The organism is Sulfitobacter delicatus (assembly GCF_900102535.1).
GTDB classification, from domain to species: Bacteria; Pseudomonadota; Alphaproteobacteria; order Rhodobacterales; family Rhodobacteraceae; genus Sulfitobacter; species Sulfitobacter delicatus.
In genome coordinates this window covers 125,044-137,788 of record NZ_FNBP01000010.1, presented here as the reverse complement: position 1 = coordinate 137,788, position 12,745 = coordinate 125,044, and the positions used below count along the sequence as shown (strand labels likewise).

The following is a 12,745-nucleotide window of genomic DNA, read 5'->3' as shown; positions in this document are numbered from 1 at the left end:
CTAAATTTTTATCCGCTTTCCGAACCGTCCGTCTGCGTCTCCGCTGCCGTCCGCCCCGTCTGGCGCCCCGTTGGTGCATCTCTGCGCCGCCGGTAAGGGGGGTTCTAGAGTTATGGGCTCAGACCCGCAACCCCTTTTTTCAGCTTTTGTCGGCATTTTGCCGATTTCTATAATGATATATAAAAATCAATATCTTAGACAGGGTAATCCTAGGGAATATCTATACACAGTCGCATATCTTCGCCTTAGATGCGTGACCGCTAACAGTTATCCACAAGCCCATGCTGCTCCAGGCCCCGATTCAGCCTATCGAGTCAGCCGACTCCGGCGCTTCTGAGGGAATCGCGCGTTCCGCAGCCGGAGCCTCATCACAAGCAGTCCCAGTATCACCGCGGCGTAGATCACCGGCTCAAGCTGAAAGCCTTTCGCCAGCCATATGTAATGCACGGCCCCCAGAACGGCCGCGACATAGGTTAGTTGGTGCAGCTTGCGCCATCGCGGGCCGAGTTTGCGAACTGACCAATTGTTGGAGGTTGCGGCCAAAGGGACCAGACAGAGGAAACCGGCCATACCGATCGTGACATAGGGGCGTTTGAGGATATCAGCCCAGACCCGCTCTAAGGTTTGCACGTCGAGCACGGCCCAAACCAATAGATGCGCAAGGACGTAGACGAAGGTCATGACGCCGATGGCGCGCCGGAAGCGCAGCAGGTACAAACCGAAGAAGCGACGCAGGGGCGTTATAGTGAGCCCGGCGATCAATAGACGCAGTGCCCATGCGCCATAGAGATGTTCCAAAGCCCTGATGGGCTCTCGCCCCAGACTGCCGGTCAGACCTTGATAGAAGAACCACGGAATCGGCAGCGCCAATGCCAGATAGACCGTCCAGGTGGGAATGCGGCGGGCAAAGCGGTTAGCGGCGTCGATCAGGTGCGTCATAGGACGGCCTGAAATGGTAAAAGCGGCGCGTTATTGTGGCGGTGAATTTCGGCCTGCATATATAGTGTCACCGCCATCAGAAATTCGCGGTCAGGTCCATGCCTTCGTAAAGATGCGCGACCTCTTCCTCATAGCCGTTGAACATCAGAGTCGGCACCCGGCGCGCGAAGAGACCGCCGCCAATGGGGCGTTCGTCGGCTTGCGACCAGCGGGGATGGTTCACCTCTGGGTTCACATTACTATAGAAACCGTATTCGCGCGGCCCGGCCTTGTTCCAACTGGTCGGGGGCTGTTTGTCGGTCAGCGTAATACGGACCACGGATTTGATGGATTTGAACCCGTATTTCCATGGCACCACCAAGCGGAGCGGTGCGCCGTTCTGGTTTGGGATGTCCTTGCCGTAAATGCCTGTGGCCATGATGGTCAGCGGGTGCATCGCCTCGTCCAGCCGCAAGCCTTCGACGTAGGGCCAATCCAGAACGGGAAAGCGCAGGCCGGGCATTTCCTCGGGGCGGTAGGCGGTCTCGAAGGCCACGTATTTCGCGCCCGATTGCACGCCTGCCATATTCAACAGATCGGCCAGTTCAAACCCGTTCCACGGCACCACCATGGACCATGCTTCGACACAGCGCAGGCGGTAGATGCGCTCTTCGATGGTCATCGCCTTCATGATGTCCTCAAAGGCATAGTCGCCGGGCCTGTCTACCATGCCGGCAATTGTGACGGTCCAAGGGCTGGTCGTCAGCGCGCCCGCGTATTTCGCGGGGTCGCCCTTGTCGGTGCCGAATTCATAGTAATTGTTGTATTGTGTGATGTCCTCGTAGTCGTTCGGGGTAAGCGCCTCTTGCGCCGCAGCCCCCTGCCCTAGCCCCGCAAGGCCAATCCCTGCTGCCGCGCCACCCATGATCTGCCTTCGGTTCAGATAGACACCTTCATCAGTGACGTCCCGGTCCCGAAGTCGATTGATCCAGCGATTGGCCATTTGTGCGCTCCCTACTATACTTAATAGAAGGTATGCCCCACACAGCGCTGCACCAAATCCTTTTGACCCGGATTTCAGTCAGCACACCTGAATGTCAGGCGCCGTTATCCAGAGGAGAGGTCTTATGTATCGTTTCATCCTAGTCACCGCTGCATTTGTGGCCAGTGCCGCGCAGGCCGAGGAAATGGTCACCTATACCACCGATCAAAGTTTTGATGACGTCACCTTTGGGGTAGAGAATGCCATTCTGAACCAAGGGCTGATTACCGAAAACGTCAGCCATGTCGGCGAGATGCTGGACCGTACCGGCGCGGATGTTGGCTCGGATGTGAAGGTGTTTGAAGCGGCGGATGTGTTTAGCTTTTGCTCCGCCTCGCTGTCGCGCAAGGTGATGGAAGCGGACCCGATGAACGTGGGCTTTTGCCCCTATGACATCTTTGTCATGCAACTGCCGGACGGTGACGAAGTGACCGTCGGCTATCGCGCCTTCCCCGAGGGACCGATGCAAGAAGTGCAGAGCCTGCTGGACGCGATCGTGAAAGAGGCAATTGGCGAATAGACGAAACGACCGTCACCAGCCAGCCAAGCACCACCCCTACCAAAACAAGCTGCGCGATCTACCATCCGCAGACGACCTGGGAAGTGCGCGCCTCGGGGCGGCGCATCTGCTTAGCCTACGTTTGAACAAGTTAGGGAACCTATGTGCCGCGTCTTTGCCTATATCGGGCCGGAAATACCGCTAACGAGCCTGCTGTTGGAGCCGGAGAACAGCCTGATCAATCAAAGCCTTGATCCGGAGCTTCACCCGGACCTGCAATTGGCGGGCTGGGGTTTTGGCGCATGGAGCGACCATCTTCTGGAACCAGAGAAACCGTTGCTCTATCACCGGCCCAAGGCCGCCTTTTATGATGATAACGTCACCGGGGTCATTCCCAGCCTGCAAGGCAGTACGGTGCTCGCCCATGTCCGCGCATCAAGCTATGACGCCAGCGTCGTGCAGGCAGACGAGAATTGCCATCCCTTCTCCTTTGACGGGACGCCTTGGATCATCGCCCAGAATGGCGCCCTGCCGAACTGGAGGATCCTGCAGCGAGAATTGCTCGCCCATTGCGAGGACCGCTACCTTAAGCAGATGCGGGGCACCACGGACACGGAGTTTCTCTTTGTCCTGCTTCTCTCGCTCTTAGAGGGAGATAGCGATGGGGAGGTTAAGAAAGGGTTCGAGAAGCTCCTGACTGTTATCTGTGGGGCGATGAAAAAGCTCGATCTGCCTGCGCTGACCAAACTGAAGATCGCCTTGGTCGCGCCGAACCGGATTATCGGAGTGAACTACGGCTGCGGCCATGAAGGGGAAACACAGGTAAGCGGCGACTGGAAGTCTCTGCGCCCCTCCGCGCCGGGCAAAGATGACATGGCCCTCTCCATGTTGCTTGAGCCGATGTATCTGCTTTTGGGCGAAAACTTCGAAGATCACGCGAAATCCTACAAAGTAGACCCCAGCCCCGAAGGCGAAGCGACAGCCGCCATTTTCGCCTCCGAACCGCTGACGGAAGATGGCGACGAATGGCTTCATATCGAGTTTGGCGAGATGGTCGCCCTTGAGCGAAAAGACGGGGTCATCTCAAAAAGCGTGAGCAAGTTGGACGTCTAGGCGCCGCTATACTGCACACGCATGTGCCATTCGCGGAGAAGGGGGACCATGGCCGATCGTTACCATAAATTCGCAGACCTCGCCGCAGCTATGCAGGCAGAGGTCGACTACCGCATCAGGCATGAGGATCGCGGCTCGCCCGTCGTGATCCTCGCGCCGCATGGGGGTACTATTGAGCCTGAGACTGCAGAGATCGCCGAAGCCATCGCAGGGACCGACCTTTCATTCTATGCGTTCGAGGCGCTCAAGCCCGGAGCGCATGGTGACTTCCACATCACGTCGCATCGTTTTGATGAACCAACGGCGCTTGAACTGGTTGCTAGGTCTTTCACCGCAGTAGCGATCCATGGGCGTAAGGATGACGGTACGGATGCCGTCTGGCTCGGCGGCCGCGCTACTGCTCTGCGCGAAAGCATCGGTGCCGCGCTTCGCGACGCTGAATTTGAGGCGACCCCAAACGAAACCCTGCCCGGGATCCATGAACAGAACATCTGCAATCGAACCGGTTCTGGCGAAGGGGTGCAGCTTGAGTTGCCGCGCTCGCTTCGGCACAGGCTGGCGGATAATCGGGGCGAGCTGCAGAAATTCAGTATGGCGGTTCGAAGCGCCATTCTTGAAGGCGGACCCGACCCAAGTAAGGTGTAAGGGCCAAGCAAAAGGGCCGGAAAAATCCCGGCCCTTCTCTTCATTGTCTAGCGCTTAGTGCACCGTTGCATCATCCGGCGTGGGCCGGTTGGACGCGGCCACTTGATCGCCGATAATCAACCCATCAGCTCCGGCCCGAACAGTGACGGTATCGCCGTCCTTCACATCGCCCGCCAAGAGCATCTCAGCCAGCGGATCCTGCACGACACGCTGAATCACCCGCTTGAGCGGACGTGCGCCGAACACCGGATCATAGCCTTCATCCGCCAGCCATTTGCGTGCGGCGTCATCCAGATCAAGCGTGATCTTCCGCCCCGCAAGACGCTTGAGCAGACGTGCCATCTGGATATCGACGATCCCGTCCATGTCCGCACGGCCCAGACGGTCAAAGATGATCGTCTCATCCAGACGGTTCAGGAACTCAGGCCGGAAATGCGCCCGGACCGCGTCCATCACATCGCGTTTGGCCTGCGCCATGTCGCCCCCATCGGGCAACTGGCTCAGCGCCTGCGCACCGAGGTTGGACGTCAAGATGATCAGCGTTTGCTTGAAGTCGACCGTGCGACCCTGACCGTCGGTCAGCACACCGTCATCAAGCACCTGCAACAGCACGTTGAAGACATCCGGATGCGCCTTTTCGACTTCATCGAACAGCACGACCTGATAGGGCCTGCGCCGCACCGCTTCGGTCAACACACCGCCTTCGTCATAACCGACATAGCCCGGAGGGGCACCGATCAGACGGGCGACGCTGTGTTTCTCCATGAACTCGGACATGTCGATGCGCACCATGGCGTTGTCATCGTCAAAGAGGAACTCAGCCACGGCTTTGGTCAACTCGGTCTTACCCACGCCGGTTGGCCCGAGGAAGAGGAAGCTGCCCAAGGGGCGGTTCTCGTCGTTCAGCCCAGCCCGGGCCCGGCGTACAGCATTGGCCACGGCCTTCACGGCAGCCCCCTGACCGATCACCCGGCCATGCAACTGATCTTCCATCCGCAGCAGCTTGTCGCGCTCACCTTCGAGCATCTTGCCTGCCGGAATACCCGTCCAACGCTCAACCACGCTAGCGATCTGATCCGGCCGCACGGCCTCTTCGACCATCATGTCGTCCTCGCGGCCTTCAGCTTCCTCAAGATCGCGCTCCAACTGCGGGATGACGCCATAAGATAGCTCGCCCGCGCGCGCGAGGTTGCCTTCGCGTTTGGCGATGTCCAGATCAGCCCGCGCGTGGTCGAGCTTCTCTTTGATGTCACGCGCCCCGGCCAGCTTGTCCCGCTCGGCCTGCCACTGCGCCGTCATCTCTGCGCTGCGGTCCTGCAGATCGCTCAAGTCTTTCTGCAAAGCCTCCAAACGATCCTTCGATGCGGTGTCGTCTTCCTTCTTCAGCGCCTCGGCCTCGATCTGAAGCTGCAAGATTTGCCGATCCAGCGCGTCCAACTCCTCGGGCTTGCTGTCGACTTCCATACGCAGACGGCTCGCGGCCTCGTCCATCAGGTCGATCGCCTTGTCGGGCAGGAAGCGGTCGGTGATGTAGCGGTGGCTGAGCGTCGCCGCCGCAACCAGCGCCGTGTCGGAAATCCGCACACCGTGATGAAGCTCGTACTTCTCTTTAATACCGCGCAAGATCGACACGGTGTCTTCCACCGTTGGTTCCTGCACGATCACCGGTTGGAAACGCCGCGCAAGGGCCGCGTCTTTCTCGACGTATTTGCGGTATTCTTCAAGCGTGGTGGCCCCGACACAATGCAACTCACCCCGCGCCAGAGCAGGTTTCAACAGGTTCGACGCATCCATCGCTCCATCGGCCTTACCCGCCCCCACCAGCGTGTGCATCTCATCAATGAACAAGATGACTTCGCCCGCGGCATCGGTCACCTCGGTCAGAACAGCCTTCAGCCGCTCCTCAAACTCACCGCGATACTTCGCACCCGCAATCAGCGCACCCATGTCGAGCGCCAGCAAGCGCTTGTTGCGCAGGCTCTCGGGCACGTCCCCATGCACGATCCGCAGGGCTAGGCCTTCGGCGATGGCGGTCTTACCAACCCCCGGCTCACCAATCAGCACCGGGTTATTTTTGGTCCGGCGGCTCAACACCTGCATGGCGCGGCGAATTTCTTCGTCCCGGCCAATGATCGGGTCGATTTTGCCCTCTTCGGCACGCGCGGTGAGGTCGAGACTATATTTCTCCAGCGCCTCATAGCCATCTTCTGCCGTGGCACTGTCGGCCTTGCGGCCTTTGCGCACGTCATTGATGGCACCGTTCAGACCTTGTGCCGTCACCTTGCCGGCTTCCAACGCGGTTTTCGCCCCAGATTTGACCATGCAGAGCGCGGTCAGGATGCGTTCTACGGTGACAAAGCTATCGCCCGCCTTTTTCGCCAGCGCCTCCGCCTCGGCCAAAACTTTGGTTGTCGCGCCGTCCAAATAGACCTGCGCCGCATCGCCCGTCACCTTAGGAATCTTCCCAAGTGCAAGCTCCAAAGCCTGCATAACACGCGCGCCGTCACCGCCAGACGCGGCAATCAAATTGCGCGCGAGGCCCTGTTCGTCGTCCAGCAATGCTTTGAGTAGATGTTCGGGCGCCAAACGTTGATGGCTTTCCCGTGTTGCGATTGTTTGCGCAGCCTGGATGAAACCGCGCGATCTTTCCGTGAACTTGCTCAAGTCCATGGGCTTCTCCTTTTTAATAAGCGCTCCAAAGTGCCGCGCCCACTAAGTGGCACGCGGCGGTCCGAGCCTCGGGATTAATTTGGGGAATATCCGGTCCCGTTCAAGAGCAACAGCCTCACCTAACTGCGCAAAATATAGCCGACGTAGCACATTGAAATCGGTCATTTTCCGCCAATAAGGCGAATTTAAGGCAGATTTTCAAATTTTTTTACCGGCCTATGTTACTGTAATAACTAAGCAATACGACTTTATCCACATTTCCTGTGAGAAAGTTGAAACCATTTTGCGCCTTTGGGCGTTTACCAAGCAGACGAGAGCAGGAATCACAAAAACCTGCCCGGTTCGAACGAACGCAAGAGGTGAAACGATGCAGACGCGCCCCATTCAGATGACAGATGTCACTTATAACGCGGCCAATCAGTGTTTCGAAGCGCTTGTCACTGTTCAGACAGGCAAGCAGCAGCGCCGCTACGCCTGCGCCATCGAAGCGCCTATCACCATGTCATTCGAAGATGCTGCCAAGGGCCTGACCCGGCAAGCCCTTCGCCGTCACGCACAGAAGCGTGGCCTGAGTTCCGAAGTCCTGCGCCACGTCCCCGCACAGCGGGCCGGACGCCGCAGCTTCGATCCGCTGCGCTGGCTGGAAGAGGTCATGCACCTCCCCGGTCGCGACGCAGCCTGACCCCTTTCCGCGCGGCGCCTGCCTGCCGCGCGGTTACCTGCGGACCTGCCGCCACCTCATCTGTCCCGATGTGGCGATCCGCACACCAGAGACCAGTGCCTGCCTGCTAAGTCTCTGAACACTTGGCCCGGACCCGCCCTCGCGCGTGTTCGGGCCTTTTTTCTGCGTGAAACCGGACCCGCCGATTAAGAACGATGGACTTGTCAGGCAGCACGCCGTAGGTCAAAGCCGTTTGCAAATATGGCAGGAGCCCCAGCATGTCCGATGACCGTTTGATTGTCGCCCTCGATGTCCCCAATGCGGTGGCTGGGCTCGAACTGACCGCAAAGCTGGGCGATGCCGTGGGCTTTTACAAGATCGGGTTGGGCATGCTGACAGGCGGCGGTCTGGCCCTCGCCAATGAACTTAAGCAAGAACACGGCAAGCGCATCTTTCTGGATATGAAGCTGTTCGACATCGGCGCGACCGTCGAGGCTGCGGTGCGGGGACTTGCGCAGTTCGATCTTGATTTCCTTACAGTGCACGGTGATCCGCATGTGGTCGCTGCCGCCAAACAGGGCGCTGCCGGGACCAATATGAAAATCCTCGCCGTCACCATCCTCACGTCCCTTGACCGCGCGGATCTGGACGCGGCGCTGATCCAGCAGGGCGACATTGCCGATCTGGTGCAGACCCGCGCCGGGCGGGCGCTTGACGCAGGGGCCGACGGGGTAATCGCCTCTCCTCAAGAAGCCGCCGCCATCCGCGCCCTGCCCGAAGCCCGCGGCAAGCTGATCGTCACCCCCGGGGTCCGGCCACAAGGTGCAGCCTTGGGGGACCAGAAACGCGTCGCGACACCGGGTCAGGCCATTGCGGACGGGGCAGATCATATCGTTGTGGGCCGTCCGATCTGGCAGGCAGAGGATCCTGCCGCCGCCGCACGGGCCGTGCTCGCAGAAATTCTCTAATGTTAACAATGCCAGAAGCTCAGGCTGTAGCAAACGCGTCACATTAGTGTTGCGAAGCCTTTACAGGGGCGATCCTGCGTAGGCCGATTCTGCGCAATGTGTTATGTTGAACTCAGGTGATACTCCCCGACGAACTGGTTCTTCCTGATGTTCGTCACCTCCCCCCGCTCACGCAGGCGGGGGGCCTTTATTTCAAGGCTCAGCTTCACCCGAACCGCCTTCTAAATAGACCTTTAGCCGATCCTGAAAAGCAGGCACCGCGTCAGGGTGATTGAGGAACTCATCCTCCGCCATCAAGGTCCACCGCTGCCCCTCGTCGCCAAAGACGATTTGCTCTGTCGCCGTTTCAGGCAGGCGCGCGACAAAGAACCATTTGGTCCGCCCTGCCTCGTCAAAAGGCGCCCGCCAGATCACGGCCTCTTCCGGCACCGCGATTCCCAACTCTTCCTGACACTCGCGCAGCGCGCAGGCCAGCGGGGTCTCGTCTCCTTCGCGCCCGCCGCCGGGCAGATCCCAGTGACCGGGGAATAGCAATCCGGGACGGTCATCGCGCAGGATCACCGCCAACTGGTCGCCGAGGTAGAGCGCCAATTTGGCTCCATCAAACCCCATGTTCAAACCCCCGCATTCTGGTTAAAGTCGTCGCCCGAACCCTGCCCTTTTGGTGTATCCATGGCCACCCTCTGTCGCGATTGTTTGAACGAGATCGCCGCCGCGCGGCGCTGCCCGCTCTGCGGCAGCCCTCGGGTGCTGTCGCATGACGAGTTGTTCGATCTCTCTATCGCCCATATGGACTGCGATGCTTTTTATGCCTCGGTCGAAAAACGCGACAATCCCGAACTGGCGGGCAAACCAGTCATCATCGGTGGCGGACGGCGCGGCGTGGTCTCTACTGCTTGCTATGTCGCGCGCATTCGCGGTGTGCGCTCGGCTATGCCGATGTTTCAGGCGCTGAAACTCTGCCCTGACGCGGTTATCATCAAACCGCGCATGGACGCCTATGTCGAAGCCTCCCGCGCCATCCGCGCGATGATGGAGGAACTGACCCCCGCCATTGAGCCGCTCTCGCTGGACGAAGCCTTTCTCGACATGACCGGCACGGCTCGGTTGCACGGAAAACCACCCGCCGTGATGCTGGCGCGCCTGGTAAGACGGATGAAGACCGAATTGGGCCTCACAGGCTCCATCGGGCTTAGCCACAACAAATTTCTGGCGAAAGTCGCCTCGGACCTCGACAAGCCGCATGGCTTTTCGGTGATTGGCGAGGCCGAGACCGGGGCGTTCTTGCGCGACAAACCTGTCGGCATGATCTGGGGCGTCGGCGCCGCCACGCAGGCGGCCCTAGACAAAGCCGGTATCCGCAGCTTCTCGGACCTGCTCCGGTGGGAACATACCGACCTGATCGCCCGCTTTGGCAGCATGGGTGACCGGCTGTGGCATCTGGCCCGCGGCCAAGACAAACGCCGTGTCTCGCGCCACCGTCCGGTGAAGTCGATCAGCAACGAGACGACGTTTTCTGACAACACAGCCGACGCCGAGATTCTGGACGGCCACATCTGGCGCTTGGCAGAAAAGGTCGCGGACCGCGCTAAGGCCAAAGAGATGGCGGGCCGGGTGGTGACGCTAAAACTCAAACGCGCTGACCATTCGCTGCTCTCGCGGCGCATTTCCTTGCATGACCCGACCCAACTGGCCGACCGCATCTACCGCACCGCCCGTGCGCTTTTTGACCAAGTGGAACACCGGAGCCACTACCGGCTGATTGGCGTCGGTCTGTCCGATTTGTCGAATGCAGACGGCGCAGACATGGGCGGCGATCTTCTTGATCCGGGTGCCGCGCAACGGGGGCGCGCGGAACGGGCCGCTGACAGTATCCGTAGCCGTTTTGGTGAAAAGGCGATTCTCAAAGGGCGGGCGCTGCGCTGATTACTCCGCAGCGAGCGGTATCTGCCCCTGCCCGATCTGCGCCACCTCGGCCACAACCTGCTGCAACGCCGCCTGAACCGCTTCGAAATCACCATTGGGACGAATCAACCGTTCGTTCATATAGAGCGCCCGGTCGATCTCAATCTGCACAGCATGCTGGCCGCGCGACGGGCGGCCATAGGCTTGGGTGATGTAAGCTCCGGCAAAGGGCGAGTTGCGCGTCACGACAAAACCCGCATCAGCGAAAGCCGCCTCAACACGGTCCACGACTTCGCCGCTTGCCGCTGCACCAAACCGATCCCCCAAAACCACATCCGGGCGGCGCATCCCGCCGCGTGCCACACCATCCATCGCCTCATGCGGCATGGAGTGGCAGTCAATCAGTACCGCCTGGCCGTGACGCCGATGCGCCTGGCTGAGCAATTCTTGTAGTTTCGCATGGTAGGGCCGCCAATAGCGCTCGATTCGCAACTCTGCCTCACCTAGGCTCAGCTTGCCTCGATAAATCGCCCGGCCATTGGCCACCACGCGGGGGATGACACCAAGCCCCGAGGCTACCCGCGGGTTATGGCTCTGCCGGGCCACACCGTCGATCACTGCGGGGTCCAATTCCTCGGGCGAGCGGTTCAGGTCGATAAAGGCCCTTGGCGCCCCGGCCCGGATGAAACTGGCCCCAAAACGCGGTGCGCAATCAAACAGAAGGTCAACGAAAGCATCCTCGGACGAGCGGATCGCATGTTCGTCCAACACCGTGCGCCGCAGGAAAGACCCCGCATAATCGCGCCCCGAATGCGGCGACGCAAAGACCACGCAAGACAGGTTGCGATCGGGGCGGAGAACTTCGTAGGCGGTCATTGGCATGATAAATCCCTCTACGATCGAACATAGCGTGTTTATTCTGGGTCAAAAGCCCTTGATCCTCCCGCCGACTCCTTTTATAGGACCCGAACGGCGCGAAATTTCGCGCCCCATTTTTGTTTGGGGCCGGTTTTGAAACGCTAAAAAGTGGGTGATTAGCTCAGCGGTAGAGCACTTCGTTGACATCGAAGGGGTCACTGGTTCGATCCCAGTATCGCCCACCATTTATTCACCGACCCGTCTTTGGCGGGTTGCCCGCAACCCAGGCGCTGGCCCGCGCCACGACATGAGGAGACCACCTATGAAGGTTCGCAATTCGCTCCGCTCGCTCAAGAATCGGCATCGCGATTGCCGTGTTGTGCGTCGCAAAGGCCGCGTTTACGTCATCAACAAAACGCAGCGCCGGTTCAAAGCCCGTCAGGGCTGAGACTTGCAGCAATTCGATTTTAAAGGCCGCTCCTTCTTGGGGCGGCCTTTTTCGTTGTGGTTTAGCGGTTGCAAGACCTGCACAAAGCCCCAACTACAAAGCAGACCCGAATAACAAGGAATACCAGCATGTCGGACTCTTCCGAATACACACCGCCCAAGGTTTGGGAATGGGACGCCGAAAGCGGCGGCAAATTCGCCAGCATCAATCGGCCCATCGCCGGGGCGACCCATGACAAGGAACTGCCGGTGGGCGAGCATCCTTTCCAGCTCTACTCGCTGGCGACCCCCAACGGGGTCAAAGTCACGGTTATGTTCGAGGAATTGCTGGCTGCCGGTCACAAGGGCGCGGAATATGATGCGTGGCTGGTCGACATTTCCGAGGGTGATCAGTTCGGCTCGGGCTTTGTAGAGGTAAACCCGAACTCCAAGATTCCGGCCCTGATGGACCGCTCCGGCGATACGCCGCAGCGCGTATTCGAATCGGGCTCGATCCTGCTTCATCTGGCCGAGAAGTTTGACGACTTCTTGCCTAAAGACCCCGCGCGTCGCACCGAAGCGATGTCATGGCTCTTCTGGCAAATGGGCAGCGCGCCCTACCTCGGCGGCGGCTTTGGTCACTTCTACGCCTATGCACCGGAGAAGTTTGAGTATCCGATCAACCGCTTCACCATGGAAACCAAACGCCAGCTTGACGTAATGGACAAACACTTGACCGATCACGAATATTTCGCGGATGAATACTCCATCGCAGATATGGCGATCTGGAGCTGGTACGGCCAGTTGGTCCTCGGACGGCTCTATTCCGCGGCTGAATTCCTTGATGTGACCTCTTATGAAAACGTCATGCGTTGGGCCAAGGCGATTGACGCCCGCCCTGCGGTCAAACGCGGTCGGATCGTCAACCGCGCCTTTGGCGATGATCTGTCGATGCAATTGCATGAGCGGCATAACGCCAGCGATTTCGATACGAAAACGCAAGATAAAATCGTCGATAAAGGCTGATTACGGCACCCCCG

General features: G+C 59.3%; 13 protein-coding genes and 1 tRNA gene. 9 read left to right on the top strand and 5 right to left on the bottom strand.

The genetic code is table 11. The features are described from left to right. Positions 1-306: 306 nt before the first annotated feature. Both msrQ and msrP read right to left on the bottom strand, forming a co-directional pair. Positions 307-939, bottom strand: a complete 633-nt coding sequence (gene msrQ / locus BLS57_RS15865) for a protein-methionine-sulfoxide reductase heme-binding subunit MsrQ (protein ID WP_208597588.1) — start codon at positions 937-939, stop codon at positions 307-309. 76 nt (positions 940-1,015) lie between these two features. After that, on the bottom strand, positions 1,016-1,921 hold the full coding sequence (gene msrP / locus BLS57_RS15860) for a protein-methionine-sulfoxide reductase catalytic subunit MsrP (protein ID WP_093743690.1): 906 nt from the start codon (positions 1,919-1,921) through the stop codon (positions 1,016-1,018). 124 nt (positions 1,922-2,045) lie between these two features. On the opposite strand from msrP, the gene BLS57_RS15855 reads away from it, so the two are divergent. From BLS57_RS15855 to BLS57_RS15845, 3 genes are all read left to right on the top strand, one after another. Beyond that, complete coding sequence (locus BLS57_RS15855) at positions 2,046-2,480, top strand: DUF302 domain-containing protein (protein ID WP_093743689.1); 435 nt, start codon at positions 2,046-2,048, stop codon at positions 2,478-2,480. A 141-nt stretch (positions 2,481-2,621) separates the two neighbouring features. Next, entirely contained in the window at positions 2,622-3,572 is a 951-nt protein-coding gene (locus BLS57_RS15850; RefSeq protein WP_093743688.1) for a class II glutamine amidotransferase, read from the top strand. Between the two features lie 48 nt (positions 3,573-3,620). Then, the gene (locus tag BLS57_RS15845) at positions 3,621-4,217 is read left to right on the top strand and encodes a poly-gamma-glutamate hydrolase family protein (RefSeq protein WP_093743687.1); all 597 of its coding nucleotides are present in this window, start codon (positions 3,621-3,623) and stop codon (positions 4,215-4,217) included. 54 nt (positions 4,218-4,271) lie between these two features. On the opposite strand, the gene clpB is transcribed toward BLS57_RS15845, so the two are convergent. Further along, positions 4,272-6,887 (bottom strand): ATP-dependent chaperone ClpB, encoded by a 2,616-nt coding sequence (gene clpB / locus BLS57_RS15840; protein WP_093743686.1) that lies wholly within the window; start codon positions 6,885-6,887, stop codon positions 4,272-4,274. Between the two features lie 367 nt (positions 6,888-7,254). Here clpB and BLS57_RS15835 point away from each other — a divergent pair, with 367 nt between their 5' ends. Continuing rightward, positions 7,255-7,569: an orotidine 5-phosphate decarboxylase gene (locus BLS57_RS15835; RefSeq protein ID WP_093743685.1), complete on the top strand. Its 315-nt coding sequence runs from the start codon at positions 7,255-7,257 to the stop codon at positions 7,567-7,569. Between the two features lie 257 nt (positions 7,570-7,826). Next, positions 7,827-8,516, top strand: a complete 690-nt coding sequence (gene pyrF, locus BLS57_RS15830) for an orotidine-5'-phosphate decarboxylase (RefSeq protein ID WP_093743684.1) — start codon at positions 7,827-7,829, stop codon at positions 8,514-8,516. Between the two features lie 192 nt (positions 8,517-8,708). Here pyrF and BLS57_RS15825 read toward each other — a convergent pair whose 3' ends face one another. Next, positions 8,709-9,128, bottom strand: a complete 420-nt coding sequence (locus BLS57_RS15825) for an NUDIX hydrolase (protein ID WP_093743683.1) — start codon at positions 9,126-9,128, stop codon at positions 8,709-8,711. A 60-nt stretch (positions 9,129-9,188) separates the two neighbouring features. Here BLS57_RS15825 and BLS57_RS15820 point away from each other — a divergent pair, with 60 nt between their 5' ends. Beyond that, entirely contained in the window at positions 9,189-10,442 is a 1,254-nt protein-coding gene (locus BLS57_RS15820) for a DNA polymerase IV (protein WP_093743682.1), read from the top strand. Here the strand turns inward: BLS57_RS15820 and BLS57_RS15815 are convergent, their stop codons facing one another. Continuing rightward, on the bottom strand, positions 10,443-11,303 hold the full coding sequence (locus BLS57_RS15815) for an N-formylglutamate amidohydrolase (protein WP_093743681.1): 861 nt from the start codon (positions 11,301-11,303) through the stop codon (positions 10,443-10,445). Positions 11,304-11,449: 146 nt separating this feature from the next. Here BLS57_RS15815 and BLS57_RS15810 point away from each other — a divergent pair. The 3 genes from BLS57_RS15810 (at position 11,450) to yghU (ending at position 12,731) form a co-directional block, all read left to right on the top strand. After that, positions 11,450-11,524: transfer RNA gene (locus BLS57_RS15810), tRNA-Val, on the top strand. Between the two features lie 62 nt (positions 11,525-11,586). Continuing rightward, positions 11,587-11,727 carry a type B 50S ribosomal protein L36 gene (ykgO, locus tag BLS57_RS20155; protein ID WP_093743680.1) on the top strand — a complete coding sequence of 47 codons (141 nt, stop codon included), beginning with the start codon at positions 11,587-11,589 and terminating at the stop codon, positions 11,725-11,727. A gap of 128 nt (positions 11,728-11,855) precedes the next feature. Continuing rightward, on the top strand, positions 11,856-12,731 hold the full coding sequence (yghU, locus tag BLS57_RS15800) for a glutathione-dependent disulfide-bond oxidoreductase (RefSeq protein WP_093743679.1): 876 nt from the start codon (positions 11,856-11,858) through the stop codon (positions 12,729-12,731). Positions 12,732-12,745 lie beyond the last annotated feature (14 nt).